Annotated in this window: 21 protein-coding genes; 3 read left to right on the plus strand and 18 right to left on the minus strand. The window is 74.7% G+C overall.

Annotation, left to right across the window (positions count from 1 at the left end; genetic code table 11):
* Nucleotides 1–55 precede the first annotated feature (55 nt).
* The 12 genes from ABZV78_RS27115 to ABZV78_RS27170 form a co-directional block, all read right to left on the minus strand.
* The gene (locus ABZV78_RS27115) at nt 56–1165 is read right to left on the minus strand and encodes a serine/threonine-protein kinase (RefSeq protein ID WP_355642982.1); all 1110 of its coding nucleotides are present in this window, start codon (nt 1163–1165) and stop codon (nt 56–58) included.
* 170 nt (nt 1166–1335) lie between these two features.
* On the minus strand, nt 1336–1836 hold the full coding sequence (locus tag ABZV78_RS27120) for a hypothetical protein (RefSeq protein ID WP_355642984.1): 501 nt from the start codon (nt 1834–1836) through the stop codon (nt 1336–1338).
* A gap of 17 nt (nt 1837–1853) precedes the next feature.
* Entirely contained in the window at nt 1854–2645 is a 792-nt protein-coding gene (locus tag ABZV78_RS27125; protein ID WP_355642986.1) for a hypothetical protein, read from the minus strand.
* Entirely contained in the window at nt 2642–3874 is a 1233-nt protein-coding gene (locus ABZV78_RS27130) for an MlaD family protein (protein ID WP_355642988.1), read from the minus strand. Before ABZV78_RS27130 ends, ABZV78_RS27125 begins: the two co-directional genes overlap by 4 nt.
* Complete coding sequence (locus ABZV78_RS27135) at nt 3871–5286, minus strand: MCE family protein (protein WP_355642989.1); 1416 nt, start codon at nt 5284–5286, stop codon at nt 3871–3873. Before ABZV78_RS27135 ends, ABZV78_RS27130 begins: the two co-directional genes overlap by 4 nt.
* Complete coding sequence (locus ABZV78_RS27140; protein WP_355642991.1) at nt 5283–6527, minus strand: MCE family protein; 1245 nt, start codon at nt 6525–6527, stop codon at nt 5283–5285. The genes ABZV78_RS27135 and ABZV78_RS27140 overlap by 4 nt, the downstream gene beginning before the upstream one ends.
* Entirely contained in the window at nt 6527–7513 is a 987-nt protein-coding gene (locus ABZV78_RS27145) for an MlaD family protein (RefSeq protein WP_355642992.1), read from the minus strand. The genes ABZV78_RS27140 and ABZV78_RS27145 overlap by 1 nt, the downstream gene beginning before the upstream one ends.
* A complete protein-coding gene (locus ABZV78_RS27150) occupies nt 7510–8544 on the minus strand; it encodes an MCE family protein (RefSeq protein WP_355642994.1) in 1035 nt (344 codons plus the stop codon). The genes ABZV78_RS27145 and ABZV78_RS27150 overlap by 4 nt, the downstream gene beginning before the upstream one ends.
* On the minus strand, nt 8541–9830 hold the full coding sequence (locus ABZV78_RS27155) for an MCE family protein (RefSeq protein ID WP_355642996.1): 1290 nt from the start codon (nt 9828–9830) through the stop codon (nt 8541–8543). The genes ABZV78_RS27150 and ABZV78_RS27155 overlap by 4 nt, the downstream gene beginning before the upstream one ends.
* Before the next feature lie 5 nt (nt 9831–9835).
* Nucleotides 9836–10639: an ABC transporter permease gene (locus ABZV78_RS27160; RefSeq protein ID WP_355642998.1), complete on the minus strand. Its 804-nt coding sequence runs from the start codon at nt 10637–10639 to the stop codon at nt 9836–9838.
* Nucleotide 10640: 1 nt separating this feature from the next.
* Nucleotides 10641–11411 (minus strand): ABC transporter permease, encoded by a 771-nt coding sequence (locus ABZV78_RS27165; protein WP_355643000.1) that lies wholly within the window; start codon nt 11409–11411, stop codon nt 10641–10643.
* Nucleotides 11408–12376 (minus strand): ABC transporter ATP-binding protein, encoded by a 969-nt coding sequence (locus tag ABZV78_RS27170; protein WP_355643002.1) that lies wholly within the window; start codon nt 12374–12376, stop codon nt 11408–11410. Before ABZV78_RS27170 ends, ABZV78_RS27165 begins: the two co-directional genes overlap by 4 nt.
* 165 nt (nt 12377–12541) lie before the next feature.
* Here ABZV78_RS27170 and shbA point away from each other — a divergent pair, with 165 nt between their 5' ends.
* The 3 genes from shbA to ABZV78_RS27185 are packed head-to-tail and all read left to right on the plus strand — an operon-like array spanning nt 12542 to nt 15639.
* Nucleotides 12542–13120 carry an RNA polymerase sigma factor ShbA gene (shbA, locus tag ABZV78_RS27175; RefSeq protein ID WP_355643004.1) on the plus strand — a complete coding sequence of 193 codons (579 nt, stop codon included), beginning with the start codon at nt 12542–12544 and terminating at the stop codon, nt 13118–13120.
* Nucleotides 13117–13962: an anti-sigma-D factor RsdA gene (locus ABZV78_RS27180; RefSeq protein WP_355643006.1), complete on the plus strand. Its 846-nt coding sequence runs from the start codon at nt 13117–13119 to the stop codon at nt 13960–13962. Before shbA ends, ABZV78_RS27180 begins: the two co-directional genes overlap by 4 nt.
* A gap of 51 nt (nt 13963–14013) precedes the next feature.
* Nucleotides 14014–15639: an ATP-binding protein gene (locus tag ABZV78_RS27185; RefSeq protein ID WP_355643008.1), complete on the plus strand. Its 1626-nt coding sequence runs from the start codon at nt 14014–14016 to the stop codon at nt 15637–15639.
* 22 nt (nt 15640–15661) lie between these two features.
* Here the strand turns inward: ABZV78_RS27185 and ABZV78_RS27190 are convergent, their stop codons facing one another.
* The 6 genes from ABZV78_RS27190 to ABZV78_RS27215 form a co-directional block, all read right to left on the minus strand.
* Entirely contained in the window at nt 15662–16717 is a 1056-nt protein-coding gene (locus ABZV78_RS27190; RefSeq protein ID WP_355643010.1) for a hypothetical protein, read from the minus strand.
* Nucleotides 16714–17061: a PadR family transcriptional regulator gene (locus ABZV78_RS27195; protein WP_355643012.1), complete on the minus strand. Its 348-nt coding sequence runs from the start codon at nt 17059–17061 to the stop codon at nt 16714–16716. Before ABZV78_RS27195 ends, ABZV78_RS27190 begins: the two co-directional genes overlap by 4 nt.
* A 42-nt stretch (nt 17062–17103) precedes the next feature.
* Nucleotides 17104–18009 carry an SPFH domain-containing protein gene (locus ABZV78_RS27200; RefSeq protein ID WP_355643014.1) on the minus strand — a complete coding sequence of 302 codons (906 nt, stop codon included), beginning with the start codon at nt 18007–18009 and terminating at the stop codon, nt 17104–17106.
* 166 nt (nt 18010–18175) lie between these two features.
* On the minus strand, nt 18176–18601 hold the full coding sequence (locus ABZV78_RS27205) for a hypothetical protein (protein WP_355643016.1): 426 nt from the start codon (nt 18599–18601) through the stop codon (nt 18176–18178).
* A 39-nt stretch (nt 18602–18640) separates the two neighbouring features.
* Nucleotides 18641–18823 carry a hypothetical protein gene (locus tag ABZV78_RS27210; RefSeq protein ID WP_355643018.1) on the minus strand — a complete coding sequence of 61 codons (183 nt, stop codon included), beginning with the start codon at nt 18821–18823 and terminating at the stop codon, nt 18641–18643.
* A gap of 404 nt (nt 18824–19227) precedes the next feature.
* Complete coding sequence (locus ABZV78_RS27215; protein ID WP_355643020.1) at nt 19228–20784, minus strand: hypothetical protein; 1557 nt, start codon at nt 20782–20784, stop codon at nt 19228–19230.
* Nucleotides 20785–20948 lie beyond the last annotated feature (164 nt).

A 20948-nucleotide genomic window follows, 5' to 3' on the forward strand; every position in this document is an offset into this window, starting at 1 on the left:
AGCCCGGCGGACGCCTTCCCGTCGGTGGCCCCGCGCCCTCGGGCGCCGGAGCTGATCATGCGGTCGTTCGACATCCCGCGCACCAAGGCGACCCATGGCCGGTCGGGCCGTCGGCGGTGGCCGGGTCCTCGTTCGCGGCGTAGCTGTAGCCGGCGCCGCCCGCCACCAGAGCGGCGACGAGGGCGCCGCCGGCCAGCACGGCCCGCGTGCGCCCCCGGCGGAACCGGCCACCGCGCCCCGCCGTCGCGCCGAGCGTGGTGCTGGCGAGGCTGGTGGCGCCGCCCGCGCCGTCGGGGAACGGCCAGAGCGCGGCGAGCAGGGCGGCCCGCCGGGCCAGCTCGCGCAGCCCCCGCTCCTCCCACTCCGCGCCGTATCCGGCGCCCGCCACCCGGTCGAGGATGTCCAGGAAGACCTGGGCGGGCTGCGGCCGCTCCTCGGGGCGCTTGGCCATGCCGTGCCGGAGCAGGTCGTGCACCGGCGCGGGGGCCGGGTCGGTCGGGATCGGCGCCGACGCGTGCTGCTCGCGGAGGGCGAACAGGTCCGGCCCCTCGTACGGGGGCCGCCCGGTGAGGCACTCGAAGAAGGTGGCGGTGGCCGCGTAGATGTCGCAGGCCGGGCTGGCCGGCGCGCCGGTCCACTGCTCGGGGGCCATGTAGCGGGGGGTGCCGGACACGGTGGTGTCGGAGCCCTGCCCGACCGGCATGGCGATGCCGAAGTCGGCGAGCTTGCTCAGCCCCTCCCCGGTGACCAGTACGTTCTCCGGCTTGTAGTCGCGGTGCACCACGCCGCGGACGTGCGCCGCGGCGAGCCCGGCGAGCGATCCCTTGAGCACGCAGAGCGCCGCCTCGGGAGTGGTCGGGCCGTGCGCGCGCAGCATCTGGCGCAGCGAGACGCCGTTGACCAGTTCCATCACGATGGCCGCGCCGTGCGGCGACTCGACGTACTCGTAGAGGCGGCTGACGTGCCGGTCGTCGATCTCGCCGAGCAGCCGGGCCTCCTCCCGGAAGGCGGTCCGGAAGGAGGAGTCCGCGCCGATGTCGCGGACCAGGTACTTGATGGCGACCGGGGTGCCGGTGGCGTCGTGGGTGGCGAGCACGACGCTGCCCGACGCACCGGCGCCGAGCCGACGGACCGGCGTGTAGCCGGACAGCTGCCAGCCGCTCATGCGACCAACTCCACGGCGTTCCAGGGGCGGGTGTCGGCCTCCGCCTCGCTGGCCATTCTGGTCGCGCCGGAGCCGCCGGCCATCGGCGCAACGGGTGCTTCCGCCTGTGCGGGCGGATGGTCGAGAACGGACACACCGCCACTGCTAGCAGATGTCGGCAAGCCCGCCGGTCAGATGGCGCTGGCCTGGACGACCTTCCACTCGCCGCGCACCGGGACGAGCGTGAGCACCACCCGGTTCTGGTCCACCTTCTCCCCCGCCGTGGTCACGTTGCGGCGGTACTGGTTGAGGTAGAGCAGCAGCTCGACCCGGTCCGGCTCGGCGCTGACCACGCCGGTCGCCGAGACCTCGGCGAGCACCACGGCCTGCTGTTTCGTGGCGGTCGCCTTGAGCGCCGTGGTGGTCTGCGCGTACTCGTCGGCGAACGCGCCGGTGGCGAAGGTGCGACCGTTGGCGACGCTGTCGTCGAAGGTGCGGTAGTCGTAGGAGAAGAGGGCCTTGGCCGCGGCCGGCGCGGTGGCCAGGGCCTGGCGGACGGCCTGGTCGCGCTGGCCGGCGCGGCGGTCGGCGGTCCAGCCGGCCACCGCCACGGCGGCGGCCAGCAGCAGCGCCACGGCGAGCAGCGGCACGGGCCGCACCCGGGGTCGACGCAGGACGGTGGGTACGCGCATCGGTCTCCTCCTGTCGGTCATCCGACGAACTGGAGCTTGGTCACCAGCCAGTCCCCCGAGTCCCGGTCCCGGACCAGGTCGAGCTGGATCCGGTAGTGCGACGGCCGCCCGTCGGGCGCCTTGACGTTGCGGACGGTGGCGTCGACCGCCACCAGCACCACCGCGCGCCGCCGGTCGCCGGAGACGAGCCCGGCGCGCAGCACGGTCCCCTGCGACTGGACCTTGTTCTCCACCACGGCGGCACGGACCTGGGCCTGGCCGCGGCTGAACTCGTCCTTGAAGTCGCCGGTGGCGCCGGCGGTGATCCGGCTCAGGTCCCGGTCGACGCTGGCCGCGCTGACCGAGACGAAGTTGACCGCGGCCTGCCGGGCGGCGGCCACCGCCTCCCGCCGGGCCTGGTCGGTGGCCCGGTCGACGTACCAGCGGTGGCCCTGCACGCCGGCGCCGGCCAGGGCGGCGGCGAGCAGCACCACGAGCAGCGCGGTGAGCACCCGGGCCCGCCGGGGCGGGGCGGTGCCGGTCGGCTCGGCGGCGTCCGGCTCGGCGGGCTCCGGCTCGGGATCGGGCAGGTCCTCGACCTCGGCCGGGTCGCCGACGACGGTCAGGTCGCCGGCCTCGGTGGGGTCCTCGACCGGTTCCCGGTCGAGGCGTCCCAGCACCCGTTCGATCGGTTCGGCGGGTGCGGGGACCGCGCGGTTGACCAGGCGGCGGCGCGGTGGGGTCGGGCCGCCGACCTTCGCGCCCTTGATGACCTTCAACGTGGTGTTCCTACGGCTGGGCACCGCCACCTCCTCGGGTACGCCGGTCACGGGGTCACCCCGGCGAGCAGAAGCTGTTTCCAGGACTGGGCGCCGGCGGTGCGGTACTGGCCGCCGGTGCCGCCGAACTGCAACGGGCGGCCGTCGGCGCCGAGCACCACGCCGGTCGCCGGGTCGTACCCGGGGTCGCCGCCCCGGTCGGGTGGGGGCACGGGATCGGCGCCGCCGGGCCGGGGGGCGTTGCCGGCCCCGCGCACGCTCGCCCCGGCGGACCGCTCGCCGGCGTCGCACCGGGTGCCACCGCCGGAGTAGACACAGGACGGCGGGTTGCCCGCGTTCACCACCAGGCCCAGGTGCGCGGTGCCGTCGCCGGGGGTGACCGTGAACCCGCCCGCCACCGCGATCGGGTACACCACCAGCAGCTGCTCGATGCCGGGCAGCCGCCGGGCGGCGATCCCGTTGACGGTGACCAGGTTGCCGAGCAGCACCCCGACGTCGGGCTCCAGGCCGCGCAGCAGCGCGCGCAGCTCGACGCCGGCCGGCGGTCCGCCGGCCAGCAGCCGGCGCAGGTCCGGGTCGGCGGCGCGGAGCGTGGCGGCGAGCTGCGCCAGCCCGGCCGACCAGCGGCGCAGTGCCTCGGCGGACTCGGCCTGGGTGGTGAGCACGGTCCGCGCATCGCGGATCAGCGCCAGGGTCTCGGGCAGCCGCCGGTCCGCCTCGGCGAGCAGGGCGTCCCCGGCGTCGAGGAGGCGGGCCAGGGCCTGCTCGTTGCCCTCGAACGCGGCGCCCAGCTCGGTGACGAGCACGCTCAGGTCGTCCGGGTCGACCGAGCGGACCAGCGCGTCCAGGTTGGTCAGCAGGGTCTCCGGTGCCAGCGGGAGGCCGGTCCGGTCGGCCGGGATCACGGCCCCGTCGGCGAGGTAGGGCCCGCCGTCGCGGTCGGGGCGCAGGTCGAGGTACTGCTCGCCGACGGCGGAGCGCTGGGCGACCACGGCGCGCAGCGCGTCGGGGACCCGGACGCCCCGGTCGAGGCGCAGGTCGGCGCGGACCGCGTCGCCGCGCAGGGTGACCGCGGTGACCCGGCCGACGGGCACGCCCCGGTAGGTGACCGGTGCGTTGGCGAACAGCCCTCCGGCGCGGGCCAGGTCGACGTGGACCACGTAGCCGGTGTGGAACAGCCGGTCGCCGAGGCCGACGTAGCGGATGCCGACGTAGCCGACGCCGAGGATGCTCACCAGCACGAAGGCGAGCACCTGGAGCTTCACGGTGCGTCCGATCACGGGATCAGCCCTCCCCCGAGCACGTCGGTCAGGTCGCCGACCTGGCCGAGGACGGCGCCGGTCACCGGCAGCACGCACTCGGCGGTGAGCACGGTGCCGTCGGGCAGTTCGGTGCCGGCGGGGAGCGCCGTGCCCTGCGGCACCAGGCCCTTGGGCAGCAGCAGCCCGCCCAGCGGCACGGTGGAGCCGGGCTTGAGCAGCTTGCAGCCGGCCGGCAGGCCGCACTCCTTCGGCGGAGTGAAGATGGCCGGGAAGTCCTTGAGGTCCGGCAGGCACTTGAGCAACGGCAGGTCGGGCAGGACGCCGCCGCCCGGCCGCGGGGCGGGGCGGGCCGGGCCGCCGGTGGCGGGCGGCCGGGGCGCCGTCGGGGTCGCCGGCCGGGTGGTCCGCGGCGCCGGGGCGGGCGCGGCGGCCACCAGGTTGGCCAGGATGCTGGCGGCGTCCAGGTCGGCGGTGATGGACAGGTTCACGAAGTCGCCGACGATCGCGCCGGTGACGTTCGGCGGGAACGGGTACGACAGCATGAAGTCCAGCGACTTCGGCAGGTCGTCGCCGGCCCGGGCGAGCTGCTCCAGGATCGGTTGCAGGGCGGTCACCGCGGCCACCGTGTCGGCCCGGCTGCGCTGCACCACCCGGGTGCCCACGGTGCCGAGCCGGCCGAGCGCGGTGAGCGCCTTGGTGAGCTGGGCCCGTTGCCGGGCCAGCACGGTCAGGCCCGGGGCGAGGGAGTCCAGCGCGTCGCCGACGACCTGCCGCTGCCGGGCCAGCCGGCCGCTGAGCCGGTCGAGCGCGTCGATGGCGCGGACGATGTCGGCCTTCTGCCGGTCCAGCCCGCCGAGGAAGGTGTCGAGCTGGGTGAGGGTGTCCCGCAGCGCCGGCTCGCGGCCGGCGAGGGCCCGGTTCAGCTCGGCGTTGATGGTCCGCAGCTGGGCCAGGCCACCGCCGTTGAGCAGCAGGCCCAGGGCGGCCAGGACCTCCTCCACCTCGGCGCCGCGGGTGGTGCGGGACAGCGGGATGAGGTCGCCGTCGGCGAGGTCGCCACGGGCCGGCTCGGCCGGTGGCGGGGCCACCGCCACGTACTTCTCGCCGAGCAGGCTGCTCTGGCGGACGGCGGCGGTGGCGTTCCCGGGCAGCCGCACCGCCCGGTCGATGCGCAGCCGGACCTTGGCGTGCCAGCCGTCCAGGGAGATCTTCTCGACGCTGCCGACGGTGACGTCGTCGACCTTGACCGCGGCCCGGGGCACCAGGTCCAGCACGTCGGCGAACTCCGCGGTGACCGTGTAGCCGGGCCCGGCCGGCCGGCCGCCGGGCAGCGGCAGGTCGGCCACCTCGGGCAGGCCGCAGCCGGCGGGCAGCAGGGCCACGGCGAGCGCGCCGGCCAGCAGCCGGGCGCCGGTCAGCCGGGCGGTCATGCCGGGCCCCGCAGGATGCCGCCGAGCGTGGGGTCGCTCGGGGTGGAGGAGCCGCCCGGCGCCTCGTCGGCGGTCGGCGCACCGGGGGAGCTGACGGATCCCGGTGAGGACCCGCCTCCCGCCGGGGCGCCGGGCGGCAGCTTGAGCAGCTTGCGCAGCTGGTCGGTGAGGGGCAGCCCGCGCTGGCGCAGGGTCTGCGCGAGCTTGGTGCAGATCGCCGGCACCTCCGCGGCGGGAAGCTGGGCGACCATCAGGGAACAGGCGAAGGTGGCCGGGTCGTACGGGCCGAGCGGGTTGTCCCGGGTGTCCAGCGTGCCCGAGCGGGGGTTGTACGCGAGGTTGAGGTTGCCGATGGCCAGCGGCGCCACGTCGAGGATCTGGATGACCGCCTGCTGCTGGCGGACCAGGACCCCGGTGATGTCCGCCAGCGCGGTGACGTTCGAGGTCAGCGCGGTCCGGTTCTGCCGGACGAAGGTGGTCACCTCGGCGAGCGCGGCGGCCAGGTTGCGCAGCGCCCGGGCCAGCTCCTCCTTCTCGCCGGCGAGCTGCTCGGCGACGTCGGCGAGCTGCTGCTGGAAGCCGCGGACCTGCTGGTCGCTGCGGGCCAGGGTGGTGGTGAAGCGTTGCAGGTTGACCACCGTGCCGAAGAGGTCGCCGCGCCCGGTCGACAGGGTGGCCAGCGCTCGGGAGACCCCGTCGAGGGTGTCGTGCAGGTCGTCGCCGTTGCCCTCCAGGTTGGCCCGGCCGGTGGCGACCAGGTCGGACAGGGCGCCGTCGGCGTTGGCGCCCCGCGGGCCGAGCGTCCGGTTGAACTCGTCGAGCGCGGCGTAGATGTCGTCGATCTCCATGGGCGCGGCGGTCCGGTCCACCGGGATCCGCGCACCGTCGTCGAGCGCGGCGCCGCCGGTGTACGCCGGGGTGAGCTGCACGTACCGGTCGCTGACCACGCTGGGCGGGACGATCAGCGCCTGTGCGCCGGCTGGCAGCCGCAGCTCCGGGTCGTAGCGCATCTCGACCCGGACCACCCGCCCCTGCGGGACGACCCTCTCGACCTCGCCAACCCGGACGCCGAGGATCCGCACGTCGGAGCCGGCGTAGACGCCGACCACGCGGGTGAAGTAGGCGACGACCCGCCGCTCGGGTGCCTCGTGGCGCCACACGGCCGCCCCGGCGGCGACGGCGGTGAGCAGGACCGTGGCCGCGGCGAGTGGCCGCCGCCAGCGCTGGATCCGACCGGGCATCAGCGACCTCCGGTGGCGGCGGGCAGGTAGGGCTGGAGCAGACCGTCCACGTACGAGTCGAACCAGCGGCCGTTGCCGACCACGTTGGCGAACGTGGTGACGAACGGCCCCATCCGGCGGATGGTCTGCTCCAGGTCGTCGCGGTTGCGTTGCAGGACGGCCACCACGTCGCGCAGCTTGCGCAGCGCCGGTTGCAGCTGGGTGCGGTTGTCGGCGACCAGCCCGGAGAGCTGCGTGGCGAGCTGGTCGGTGCCGACCAGGAGCTGGTGGATGGCGTCCCGCCGCCGGGTGACCTCGGTGAGCAGCTTCTCCCCGTCGGTGACCAGCTTGCGGAACTCCTCGTCCCGCTCGGCGAGCACACCGGTGACGCCGCGGGCCCGGGACAGCAGGGTGCGCAACTCGGCGTCGCGGGAGGAGACGGTGCGGGACAGCCGGGACAGCCCGGTCAGCGAGGTGCTCACGCTGGGCGGGGTGTCGGCGAACGTCTCCGACAGGGTGGTGAACGCCCGCGCGAGCTGGTCGGTGTCGACCTTGTCGAGGGTGTCGGCGAGGCCCGTGACGGCCTGCACCACGTCGAACGGGGCGGCGGTGCGCTCCAGCGGGATCTGCCCGCGCTCGGGCAGCTTGCCCGGGCCGGCCGGGGCCAGGGCCAGGTACTTCTGCCCGAGCACCGTCTTGATCCGGATGGTGGCGCCGGTGTCCCGGCCGAGGCGTACGCCGTCGTCGTCGACCCGGAACCGCACCCGCACGTACGGCTGCGGCGCGCGGGCGAGTTCCACGGCGGTCACCTGCCCGACCCGCACCCCGGCCACCCGCACCTCGTTGCCGGTGGCCAGGCCGCTGGCGTCGTGGAACGCGGCGGCGTACGTCCGGCCGGTGAGCGCGGCGATCCGGTCGAGCTGGAACGCGCCGAGCAGGACGGCGACGAGCACGGTCAGCCCGACCGCGCCGACGATCACCGGGTTGCGTTCGCGGAACGGTCTCACCGGGCACCTCCGGTGGCGCAGCGGGCGGCGGTGGCGTCGACGCCGGGCACGGTGAGCGGCGCGTGGCCGTCGACGGCGAGCCGGCCGTCGAAGTCGCAGAGGTAGAAGTTGAACCAGGAGCCGTACGAGGCGACCCGGGTCAGCGACTCGTAGCGCTGCGGCAGCCGGCCCAGGGTGGCGTCGATGACGGCGGAGTTGCGGTCGAGTGTGCCGGCCAGCTCGTCGAGGGCGCGGACGTCGGCGGCGAGCGGCGGCCGGGTCTGGCGCAGCAGCCCGGCGGTGGTGTCGGTCAGCTCGCCGAGGCTGACCAGCGCCTCGCCGATGGCGGTGCGGTCGGCGGAGAGCCCGGAGACGAACTGTTGGAGCTGGGTGATGCTCTGGTCGAGGTCCCGGTCGTGCGCGGCCAGGGTGCCGAGCACCTGGTTGAGGTTGGTGACCACCCGCCCGATCACCGCGTCCCGGTCGGCCAGCGTGCTGGTCAGCGAGGCGGTGCGCCGCAGCAGGCTGGCCACCGTGCCGCCCTCGCCCTGGAGCACCTGGACGATCTCGTACGCCAGCTTGTTGACCTCGGCGGGGTCGAGCGCGGTGAACAGCGGCCGGAAGCCGTTGAACAGCACGGTCAGGTCCAGCGCCGGCTTGGTCTGGGTGAGCGGGATGAGGCCGTCGGGACGCAGCGGGCGCGGGTCGCCGGGGCCCTCGGTCAGCGCCAGGTAGCGCTGCCCGACCAGGTTGCGGTAGCGCACGGCGGCGCGCACGCCGACGGCCAGCGGTACCTCCCGGTCGACGGTGAAGGCCACCTCGGCGGTCGTGTCGTCGACCACCCGGATGTCGGCCACCTTGCCCACGCGCACCCCGGCGATCCGCACGTCGTCGCCGGCGAGCAGCCCGGTCACGTCGGTGAACCGGGCCCGGTAGCTGGTGCCGTCGGGCGGGAACGCGCCGAGGGTCTGCGCGAGCAGCGCGGTGGCCAGCAGCGTGATCGCCGCGAACACCACCAGCTTGACCAGCGCGGGGGTCGTCTTCCCGGTCATCGGGCGGTCACCACCGCTCCGCGCAGCAGCGGGCCCCAGAGCAGCACCGCGATGTCGGGCACCTCGGCGGGCGGCGTCCCGGTGAGCCCGCCGAGGAGCGGCTTCACCAGGGCGCGTTCCTCGGCGGTGCCGGCCCGGCCCATCGTCGGGGAGGCCGGCGCCGCGGGCGCGCCGCCGGCCGGCACGCCCACGGGCAGGGGCTTCGGGGTACGGGTGGCGCCGTAGTCGTAGCCGTCGGCGACGGCCACCTCCGGTGCGGGCACCTTCGGGTGCGGCATGCCCCGGCAGTCCGGGCCGTCCTGCGCGCCGTAGATCGGCTCGTCGCGGCCCCGCTCGTACGGGCCGCCGTCGCGGGTCACCTCCAGGGTGATGTGCATCCGGCCGCCGGCGAAGACCTCCTCGACCCGCGGTTGCAGGGCGACCAGCCCGTGCACCAGGCACGGGTACTCGGGCGCGTAGGCGGCGAGCAGTTCCAGCACGGGGCGGCTGACCTGGCCGACCCGGATCAGCTGGTCGCCGTGCCGGTCCAGGAAGCCGCGCGCGGTGTCGGCCGTGTCGGTGGTGTCGGCGAGGAACGCGGCGAGCTGGTCGCGCTGGTCGCCGATGGTGCGGGCCGTGACGGTCACGTCGCGCAGCAGGGCGAGCAGGTCGGGCAGCGCCGCGTCGTAGCTGTCCAGCACGGTGGCGAGCTGGCGCAGGTCCTCGGCGACGGTGGGCAGCTGCGGGTTGAGCTGCCGCAGGTACGCGCCGAGCCGGGCGAGGTTCGCGCCGAGCCGGTCGCCGCGCCCCTCCAGGGCGGTGGCGATCGCGCCGAGCGTGGTGGCGAGCTGCTCGGGGCGCAGGGACTGGAGCAGCGGCAGCGCCTCGTCGAGCACCCGTTCCAGCTCGACGGCGGTGCGGCTGCGGTCCTGGCTGATCACGGCGCCGGCGCGGATCGGCCCGGCGGTGCTGCCCGGGGGCGGGACGAGTTCGACGTACCGCTCGCCGAAGAGGGTCTTGGGCAGCAGCCGGGCGGTCACGTCGGCGGGGATCCGGCCGGTGGCGGCGGGGTCGAGGTCCAGCCCGACGATCGCCCCGTGGCCGTCGCTGCGCACCGAGCGGACGTCGCCGACCACCACCCCGCGTACCTTCACGTCGGCGCCCTCCAGCAGGTGCAGGCCGGCGCGGTCGGCGCGGAGGGTGACCCGGTCGACCGGGGTGAACGCACCGCGGTACTGGAGCACGGCGGCGGTCAGCGCCGCAGTGAGCAGGGCGACGAAGACGAGGCCGAGGAGACGGTGTCGCACGGTCGTCACCCCGCGATCCGGACGGTGGTGGTGGCGCCCCAGATGGCCAGGGACAGGAAGAAGTCGACGACGTTGACCGCGACGATCGCGGTCCGCACGGCCCGGCCCACGGCGACGCCGACCGCGGCCGGCCCGCCCTGCGCGGTGTAGCCGTACCAGCAGTGCACGAGCACCACGATCACGCTGAACACCAGCACCTTGCCGAAGGACCAGAGCACGTCCTCGGGCGGCAGGAAGAGGTGGAAGTAGTAGTCGTAGGTGCCGGCGGACTGTCCGAAGTAGCCGACCGCGATGGTGCGGGTGGCCAGGTAGCTGGCGAGCAGGCCGAGCACGTACAGCGGGATCACCGCGACGAAGCCGGCGATCATCCGGGTGGTGACCAGGAACGGCAGCGAGGGGACGCCCATCACCTCCAGCGCGTCGACCTCCTCGGAGATCCGCATGGCGCCGAGCTGGGCGGTGAAGCCGCAGCCGACCGTGGCCGACAGCGCCAGCGCGGCGACCAGCGGTGAGATCTCGCGGGTGTTGAAGTACGCCGAGACGAAGCCGGTGAAGGCGCTGCTGCCGATCTGGTCGAGCGCCTGGTAGCCCTGGAGCCCGACCTCGGTGCCGGTGAAGAAGGTGAGGAAGCAGATCACCCCGACGGTGCCGCCGAGCACGGCCAACGCGCCGGTGCCGAAGCTGACCTCGGCCAGCAGCCGGATCACCTCGCGCCGGTAGCGGCGCAGGGTGCGCGGCGCCCAGGCCAGGGCGCGCAGGTGGAAGGCGAGCTGCCCGCCGAGGTCGTCGAGATACCGCAGGACCGCCACGTCAGCTCCCCTTCTGCGGGACGACCTGGAAGTACACGGCCGTGACCACGAAGTTCAGCGCGAACAGCAGCATGAAGGTGATCACCACGCTGCGGTTGACCGCGTCGCCCACACCCTTCGGCCCGCCCTTGGCGGTCATCCCCTGGTGGCTGGCGACCAGCGCGGCGGCGGCCCCGAACAGCAGCGCCTTCACCTCGCCGACCAGCAGGTCGGGCAGCTGGCCGAGGGCCTGGAAGCTGGCCAGGTACGCCCCGGGCGTGCCGCCCTGGAGCACCACGTTGAACGCGTAGCCGCCGGTCACCCCGACCACGCTGACCAGGCCGTTGAGCAGCACCGCGACCACCATCGAGGCGAGCACCCGGGGCACCACGAGGCGGTGGATCGGATCGATGCCGAGCACCTGCATGGCGTCCAGCTCCTCGCGGATCTTGCGGGAGCCGAGGTCGGCGCAGATGGCCGAGCCCCCGGCGCCCGCGATGATCAGCGCGGTGACGATCGGGCCGGCCTCGCGGACCACGGCGAGCACGGAGGCCGCGCCGGTGAACGACTGCGCGCCGAGCTGGCGGACCAGCGAGCCGAGCTGGAGCGCGATGACCGCGCCGAACGGGATGGACACCAGCGCGGCGGGCAGGATGGACACCGAGCTGATGAACCAGGCCTGCTGGACGAACTCGCGCACCTGCACCGGCCGGCGGCCCAGCCCGCGCAGGGTGTCCAGGCAGAACGCGAAGAACTCGCCGGTGTGCCGGACGGCGGCGACCGGAGCACTCATACCGCCACCTCGCTCCGCTCGGCGTCCCAGCGGCCCTCGAACGAGCCGGGCGGCGGGTTGACGCCGTGCTCGCGGCACCACTGGCCCGGCGGGCGCTCGGCCGGGCGCGGCCGCCCGTCGGACGGGGGCAGCTGCAGCGGGATGGGCGGCAGCGGCGGCAGTTCCACGCCGGCCTGCGCCTCCGCCGCGAGCTCCTCGGCGTCCTTCTCCTCGGCCATCCCGATGGGGCCGACCCGCTGGGCGTTGAGGAACTGCCGGACCACCGGCTCGGTGCTGGACAGCAGCATCTCCCGCGGCCCGAACATGGCCAGGTGGCCGTGGTAGATCAGGCCGATGTTGTCCGGCACGGTCCGGGCGGTGTTGATGTCGTGGGTGACGATCAGGAAGGTCGCCCCGGTGCGCTGGTTGAGGTCGACGATGAGCTGGTTGAGGTAGGCGGTGCGCACCGGGTCCAGCCCGGAGTCCGGCTCGTCGAAGAGGATGATCTGCGGGTCGAGGACGAGCGCGCGGGCCAGCCCGGCCCGCTTGCGCATCCCGCCGGAGATCTCGCCGGGCAGCTTGTGCTCGGCGCCGACCAGACCGACCATCTCCAGCTTCTCGGTGACCACGGCCCGGATCTCCGACTCGGAGCGGCGGGTGTGCTCGCGCAGCGGGAACGCCACGTTGTCGTAGATGGTCATCGAGCCGAACAGCGCGCCGTCCTGGAACAGCACCCCGAACAGCTTGCGCACCTCGTACAGCTCGCGCTCGGAGAGCTTCGGCAGGTCCCGGCCCTCGATGACGACGGAGCCCCGGTCCGGCTTGAGCAACCCGACCAGCGTCTTGAGGAACACGGACTTGCCCGTGCCGGAGGGTCCCAACAGGACGGAGATCTCTCCGGAGGGCAGGGTCAGGGTGAGGTCCGACCAGACCGGGTGCCCGCCGAAGGACTTGGTCAGTCCGCGTACCGCCACCTCGACGCCCATCGTGTCCCTCCCTTCGGGTCTCACCTGGGACATCGGGCGGCGTCGACCGGACGCAACAACTACTTTGCGTCACCCGCCGAGGACACCCGGCGAGCTATGCAAAACCCTGGAGGTGTCGATAACGTGCCGGAAACCGGCCGGCGATGAGGATGTTCCGCGAACGCCATGACGACAGTGATCGAGTCCGAACTCGTCCGCCGGGCCGCCGCGGGCGACCCGGCGGCGGTCGAGGCGTTGCTGGTCGGCGTGCGTCCGGGGCTGGTCCGCTACTGCCGGGCCCGGCTGGGCCGGGTGGGCGGGGCTTACACCACCGCCGACGACGTCGCGCAGGAGGTGTGCGTGGCCGTGCTGCGTGCCCTCCCCCGCTACCGCGAGCAGGGCGTCCCGTTCGCCGCGTTCGTCTTCGGCATCGCCGCGCACAAGGTGGCCGACGCCCAGCGCTCCGCCGTCCGGGACGCCGCGGTCACCCCCACCGAGGCCCCGCTGGAGCGGCCGGACGCCGCGCCGGGGCCCGAGCAGCAGGCGGTGGCGAGCGACCTGGCCCGGCGGCTGTCCGCCCTGCTCGACCGGCTCCCGGACGTGCAGCGGGAGATCGTCCTGCTGCGGGTCGCCGTGGGACTCTCCGCCGACGAGGTCGGGGACGTGGTCGGCATGTCGGCCGCCGCGGTCCGGATGGCCCAGTCCCGTGCCCTGGCCCGGCTCCGTACCCTGGCCGGGGGCTCACTGGACGAGGTGGCGGCATGACGGGGCGGACGCCGGGCGACGGCGACGAGGCGATGGACCTGGGGACCATCGCCCGCGACGACGTGCTGCTCGACGCGCTCGGCCGCGGCGAGCCCGCGCCCGAGGGCGACGCGCTCGCCGGGCTCCTCGCCGCCTGGCGGTCCGACCTCGCCGAGGAACCCACCGGGGTACGCCCCGGCGCGCCCCCCGCCGCCGACGAGGCGCCCCGGCGACCGGCCGGCCGCCGACCCCGGCCCTGGACGCTGCGGCTGGCGGCCGCCACCGTGGCGCTGCTGGCCCTGGTCTCCGGACTCGGCATCGGCAGCCGCGACGCCGGACCGGGCAGCCCGCTCTGGTCGCTGACCCGGCTGCTCTACCCGCAGCAGGCCGAGGTGCGCGGCATCGAGGACACCATCCAGCGGGCGCGCGCGGCCCTGGACGCCGGCCGGCTCGACGACGCCGAGGCGCTGATCGCGCAGGGTCGCCGGGACCTGGCCCGCGTCGAGGACCCGGCGGCCGTCGCCCGGCTGGCCACCGCGCTCGACGTGCTGGCCCACGACCTGGCGGCGGCCCGGGCGGTGACCGCGCCGCCGAGCGCCGCGCCGCCGAGCACGGCCCCGGCCACCCCGGCGCCCACCGCCGTGCCCAGCCCCACCGTCAGCGGTACGCCCCGGCCGGCGCCCGCCACCCCGGGCGGCACGCGGGGCCCCGGGGCGAGCGGTTCGCCGGCCCCGGCCGACAGTCCGCTGCTGCCGCTGCCCAAGCTGCCGCTGCCACTGCCGTCGGTGTCGGTGTCGGTCTCCGTGCCCGGCCTGCCGCTGCCCGGGCTGCCCCTGCCCCCCGGGGGCGGCCTGCTCGACTGAGCGCCGCGACGCGTCCGCGCGACGAACCGGACACTCCGTTACTGTGCTGCCGTGAGCAGCACAGCAGCGGCGGCGGCGACCGGCACCGAGGGGCGCCGGGGGCGGTTGACCACGAGCCGGCGGCTGAGCGTCATGATGCTCGGGATGAGCCTGCTGGTGCTCGCCGGCGGCGGGGTCGGCGCGGTGGCGCTGTCCCACACCGCGGCGGTCTCCAACCGGCTGGCCGACCGGATCGCCCCGGCCCGCACCGCCGTGAGCCGGCTGGAGAGCGGGCTGCTGGAGCAGGTGGCGGCGGTCCGCGGCTACGTCATCACCGGCGACCCGGAGCTGCTGCGCCCGTACGAGCAGGGGGTGGCCGCCGAGCGCGCCACCGCGCGGCGGGCCCGCGACCTGCTCGCCGACGAGCCGGAGGCGCGCCGTGAGCTGGACTCCGCGCTGGCCCTCGCCGAGCGTTGGCGGGCGGACTATCCGGCCCGGCTGATCGACGCCCGGCGGGCCGGCACGAGCGCGGCGGACCTGGCGCCGGTGGTGCGGCGGAGCGGGCTCGCCTTCGACGCCGCGCAGGCCGCGCTGACGAGCCTGGAGGCCCGCCTGGACCGGGTGCAGGCGGCCGGCCGGGCCGACCTGGACCGGGCCCGCGCGCTGCGGGACCTCCTCTTCGTGGCGCTCCTGGCCACCCTGCTGCTGTACAGCATCGTCATCTCGGTGCTGGTCCGCACCACCGTGCTGCGCCCGCTGGACCGGCTGGGCGCCTCGGTGCGGCGGGTCGCCGGCGGCGACTTCGAGCACCGCCTCGCGCCGGAGGGGCCGGCCGACATCGCCCGGCTCACGGCGGACGTGGAGACCATGCGGCAGCGGGTGGTCGACGCGCTGAACACCAGCCGCCGGCACCGGGACGCGCTCGAACAGCAGGCCGCCGAGCTGCGCCGGTCCAACGAGGACCTGGAGCAGTTCGCCTACGTGGCCTCGCACGACCTCCAGGAGCCACTGCGCAAGGTGGCGTCGTTCTGCCAGATGCTGCGACGCCGCTACGCGGACCAGCTCGACGACCGGGCCCGGCAGTACATCGACTACGCGGTGGACGGGGCGACCCGGATGCAGAATCTGATCAACGACCTGCTGGCGTTCTCGCGGATCGGCCGCGTCTACCGGGACGACCGGGAGGTCGACCTCGCCGCGTCGCTCGCCCAGGCCGAGTCGAACCTCTCCGAGCCGATCGCCGAGGCGGGCGCCGAGATCGTCGCGGACCCGCTGCCGGTGGTGCAGGGCGACCCGACGCTGCTCACCATGCTCTGGCAGAACCTGCTCGGCAACGCGGTGAAGTTCCGCAGCCCCGACCGGGCGCCGCGGATCCGGGTGGCGGTCAGCGAGGACGCGGCCGGCTGGGAGTTCGCCGTGGCCGACAACGGCATCGGCATCGACCCCCGGTACGCCGACAAGGTCTTCCTGATCTTCCAGCGGCTGCATCCCCGGGGCACCTACGACGGCACCGGGATCGGGCTGGCGATCTGCAAGAAGATCGTCGAGTACCACGGCGGCACGCTGCGGCTGGACGACGGATACGCCGACGGCGCCCGGTTCGTCTTCACAATGCCGAAGCCGGCGCCAGCGGTGCCGGAGCAGGCGACGGGCGTGCCGGCGGAGGCCGGCGAGTGGGCGCCGGCGGCCCCGGCCTGAGCGCAGGACCACCGGCGCATGGTCAGTCGGTGGGCCACTCCCGGTCGGCGGCCCGGCCCAGGGCCGCCAGGCGCCGCATCTCCTCGCGGCGGCGGACCAGCACCGCGCCGGCGAGGAAGGCGGCGACCGGGGCGAGAATCATCAGGGCCACCTCCCCCGGCAGGAACGGCACGTTCGACCCGGGCAAGGTGTGCATGCCGTCCCTGACCAGGGCGAGCACCGCCAGCGGACTCAGGCCGACGAGGATCCGCGAACGGACCGGCGGGGCCAGCGTCGCGAGGCTGACCAGCAGAGCCAGGCCGGCCGTGGCGAGCCCCGCGACGTAGAGCCAGAGCAGCGTTTCGCTGCGTGCCTCCAGCATGCCGTAGAAGACGTACACCGGCACGGGGCCGACGAGGTCGGTGCTGGCGCCGCTGAGGCGGCTCAGTTCGAACACCGCGGTGGCCGCCAGCGGCGCGAGGGCCAACACCACCAGGCGGCGGGCCCCGAGGACGGTCACTGCCCTGCGCGGCGCGGCGGGCACGGTCAGCGCGGCCGCCGCCACCAGGGCGAGGGCGAGCTGAGGCAGGGTGGACGCCGCGTATCCGGGCTGGTCGAGCACACCCGGTCCGACCAGCACTCCCCAGGCGGCCACCCCCGCCCAGGCCAGGCCGGCGGCCACCCGGGGCAACCCGGTCAGCGCGGCCACCGCAACCGCCAGCCACCCCGCCACCCGGAGCCAGTCGACGGGATCGGCACCGATCGGCTGGAAGTAGGGCAGGACGTCGGGATTCGGCACGAGCCGGTCGGCGAGATCCTTGGCGGCCGCCGCGAGCAGCATCAGCGCGGCCAGCAGTCCGGTGACGGCGGCGGCGTCGGTCCAGGCCGGCTCGGTGAACCCCCGTGCGCCCACCCTCAGCCGGGCCTGCAGGCCGGCGCCGACCAGGTCGACCGTGTCCCGCAGCCCGGGCCGGGTCTGGCCGGGCCGCGCGTCGGCCAGGAGGACCGCCACCATCTCCTCCTCGTACCTCCGGCGGTGTTCCCAGGGGTGAACGGCGAGCAGCCGGCGGTAGCGGCGCTCCAGCTCGGCGGCGCTCACGCCATCCCTCCCCCGGGCAGCAGGCCGGCGGCGCGCAGCCGGCGGCCGGCGGTGTCGGCGTTGCGGCGCAGCCGGGTCACCTCGTCGGCGAGCCGGGTGGCGCCCAGCGCGGTGAGCCGGTAGTAGCGGCGCAGCCGGGATTGCACCACCTCCTCCCGGTCGACCTCGATGAGACCGTCGGCGCGCAGCCGGTCGAGGACGGCGTAGAGGGTGCCGGCGCGCAGCCGGACCCGGCCGTCGGAGATGCGCAGCACGTCCTCGATGACCGCGTAGCCGTGCCGGGGTGTCTCGGCCAGCGCGGTGAGGACCAGGAACGTGGGTTCCCGCAGGGGGCTGTCGGTCATGCCGGCGAGCATATACCGGTTATCGGTATATACGCCGTCCCGTCACACCGCCGACCGCCCCCCGTCCCCCTCGGCAGCCGCGGCGACGTTCTCGGTGACCGGCCCGAGCACCGGCCCCACCGGCGTCGCCTGCTCCGTCGGGCCCTGCCCGGCCTGCCCCGTGGGCACGGTCTGCTCGCGGCCCCCGCCGGCGAGCCGATCGAAGAAGCTCAGCAGCTCGACCGGGAACGGCATGACCAGGGTGCTGTTCTTCTCGGCGGCCACGTCCACCACCGTCTGGAGCAGGCGCAGCTGGTACGCCCCCGGCGTGTTGGCCATCGCCCGGGACGCGTCGGCGAGCCGCCGGGACGCCTGGAACTCGCCGTCCGCCGCGATCACCCGGGCCCGGCGCTCCCGCTCCGCCTCGGCCTGCCGGGACATCGACCGCTTCATCCCCTCGGGCAGCGACACGTCCTTGACCTCCACCCGCTCGATGAGCAGGCCCCACGGCTTCTCGGTGGGCGCGTCGATGACCGCCTTGAGCTCGGCGTTGATCCGGTCCCGGTCGCGCAGCAGGGTGTCCAGGTCGGCCTTGCCGATCACCGACCGCAGCGCGGTCTGCGCGACCTGGAGCACCGCCGACGTGTAGTCGCGGACGTTGACCAGCACCTTCACCGGGTCGACCACCCGGTAGTAGACGACCGCGTCGACGGTGAGCGTGACGTTGTCCCGGGTGATCACGCCCTGCGCCGGCACCCCGATCACCGTGGTCTGCATGCTCACCCGCACCATGCGGTCGGCGACCGGGACGATCAGCTGGAAGCCGGGCTGCCGGATGCGCTCCAGCACCCGGCCGAAGCGGAACACCACGCCGCGCTGGTACTGCTGCACCAGCCGGATGCTCAGCGAGGCCACGAGCACCACGAGCGCGACGACGATGACCAGCGCGACGATCGCGGCGGCTGCCATTGGTCCCCTCGTTCCCGGAGGCGCCCGCCTCCCGGCCGCGCGCGTACCCGGTCTCCCGCACTTCACGCCTGCCCGCCCGGGCGTCGCAACTGGCAGATCTTGGCGAGTTGCCGTCAGCAGCGAACGGAAACTCGCCAAGATCCGAGGGCGATCCGGCCGCCGGGGGTCAGTGGGCCAGGTTGCGCGCGTAGGACCCGTCGCGGAACTCGAAGACGACGAGGTCGGTGTCGTACACCTCACGGAAATGGCCGCCGTACCCGTCGTTGACGACGTGCGGCGCGAGGAGGTCGAGGATGGTGACCAGTTCGCCCATGTCGTCGTCGAGCCAGTAGTTCCGGCTGCACAGGCCCCACTGGTACACGTCGCCGGCAGCCGTGAAGCCGACCCGCTGCCGGCGCAGCGACGCCACGTCACCGCCGGGCAGGTAGCTGTCCGGGTCCGGCGACAGCAGCGGGTACGGGTGGTCGTCCGCGTCCAGCCCGGCGGGCCGCTCGTCCCGCAGCCCGAGATGCCACCGGAGGGCGTCCAGCACCTCAGGCGGCGTCTCGTCATCCAGGAAACAGCTGAAGACCACCTCGTAGTGCAGGCTCACGGCCCGATCCCTCCCCGGGTCGGTCTGACCCCGCCCTGGTCAGTCCTGCACCGGGCGATGTTCGGCGATCCACCGCTCCACGTCCCGCTTGCGCCAGACCTTGCCCATCTGAAGAACGGCGATCGGGTCGGGGAAACCCTTGGCGTTCGTGATGACGTTGACGCGCTGGCGGCTGATGCCGCCGAGCATGTCCCGAATCTCCGCCGCGCCGACGAGGTCCATGACATTGACGGTAGACAGCGGCGTGTGTTATGCGGACGTCAACGTCATGAGACGTTGACATATGACTACAGACACCGGGAGCATGAGGACATGCCCCGGCTAGACAACTCACTCGGCGTCCCTGCCCTCCCCGCCCTGCTCGCGCACCAGGCGATCCGTCCGTTCTGGCACTGCCGGCGAGGCTGCGGGACCTGGCCGTGCCCGACGGCGAGGCTCGCCCTTCGGGCAAGGTACGACGGCGATCCGGTGGGATTGGCCGTACACATGGCGGGCTGCCTGTTCGACGCTGCGGGCGACCTGTACCGCCTCAACCCCCACGACATGCCCGGCGCCGATGCCTTGTATGTGCGGTTCGTCGGGTGGACACGGCGACGGCTGGTCTAGTGAGCCTTCGTCGCGTCGGTTCAGAAGCGGCGGTCGGTCGGGATGCCGCGGGGTGGGGCCTGGCGCAGCAGCCAGACCGGGTTGCCAGCCCCGATGATCACGCCGTCCCGCCCCCGGACCTGGGTCCGCAGGTAGCTGCCCGCACCGGGAGAGACCGGTAGGTCGTGCCAGCCCTGGCGGAGCTGCCGCCAGGGGACCTGTCCGATCCGGATCGCCGGGGTCGGGTCGGCGACGCCGGCCAGGTCGACCGTTCCGGTGACCACCTCCAGGGTCGCGCCGGCCGGCAGGTCGGTGGCGTGCAGCCGCACGGTCAGGTCGGCGGCGTCGGTGGTCACCACGGCGCCCATGGCGCTGCGGCCGCCGATCTCCAGGTCGAGGGCGCCCCGGTAGCGGGCCAGGTCGGTGAACCAGGCCTGCCCGGCGCGCAGCGCCGCCACCAGGTCGTCGCGGCCCGTGGAGGCCGCCCAGACGTACGTGACGTGCCGGTCCCGCCCGGCCCGCCAGTCGGTGCCGTCGTGGTCGTCGGTCACCCCGACGGCGGTGACCGGGATGGCGTTGCGGGCCGCGACGTCGTACGCCCAGAGATGGTCGTCGACCGGGTTGCGACCGATCTCGATCAGGTCGACGCCGAGCGCGTGCCGCTCCACCAGCAGCCGCGCGAGGGACTCGCGTCGTTCCACGTCGAGCGGGTGGTTCCAGCAGACCACCCCGCCGTGGCCGTGCAGGAACTCCACCATCCGCTCGGTCGCCCCGACGTCATTGTCCCGGTACGGCGGAGACGGGAAGCGTGGCAGCGTCTGGTCGCCGCCGAACCAGTTGAGGTGCCGGACCATCGACACCTCGTAGGCGCGGTGGTGGGTGACGCCCGGGTACGCCCCGGCGTAGCCGGCCAGCACCTCGGCGCGCAGTTCCTCGCCGGCCTGCCCGGCGCGCCGGGCCCGGTCGAAGACCAGCCGGTCGACCACGAACGCGCCCCGGGCGCCGGCCGCGACCTGCGACCCGAGGCGCAGTCCGCGCAGCGAGTTGTCCCCGGCGACCAGGTCGGGCCAGAGCCGCCGGACGTCGGCGAGCAGGTCGAGGGTGTGCCGCCGCCAGGCGCCGGGCGGGGCAGGCAGGTCGACGGTGCCGTGCCGGCCGTCGGCGCGGTGCCGGGCTTCGGCCGCCGCGCCGAGGCGGTAGCGGAGCACGAGTTGGCCGGCGGGGCGGCCGGCGCCGGCCGGGTGGTGGGACAGCGCGACCTCGACGACCAGCGCGGCGTCCGGGCCGGCGGCCTCGGGCAGCACGTCGAGGTGCAGGGTGGTGTCGGAAATGTTCCCGGTGTGCGTCCAGTTCCACGCCTTGCCGGCGTACCAGAGGGTGCCGGCGCCGGCGGCGGTGAGCCGCAGCGCGCGGCCGGGATCGTCCTCGGCGTGCGGGGCGGGCACGAAGTCGGCGGCGGAGGTGGTGAGCCGGCCCTCGGTGGACGCCGTCCAGGTCCAGGCGAGCCCGCCCTCGGGTTCCTCCGGGCCGTCGAAGTGGACGACCCGGCGGTGGTCGTGGGCGGCGACGCGGAAGTCGTGGTCGGTCCACCAGAGCACGTCGACGGCGTTGCGGCGGGCCTGGTCGAGGTGGGCGGCGTAGCTGGCGACGCCCTCGCTGAACGAGGCAGAATTTTTTCAGGACTCCTGACGACCAACCGCCATTTTCCGGGCGCGTGTCGTCGTGTTGACTCTTGCGGACCCCTGGTCAGTACGCATTAGCT

This window comes from Micromonospora sp. NPDC004540 (assembly GCF_040610095.1).
Lineage (GTDB): Bacteria > Actinomycetota > Actinomycetes > Mycobacteriales > Micromonosporaceae > Micromonospora.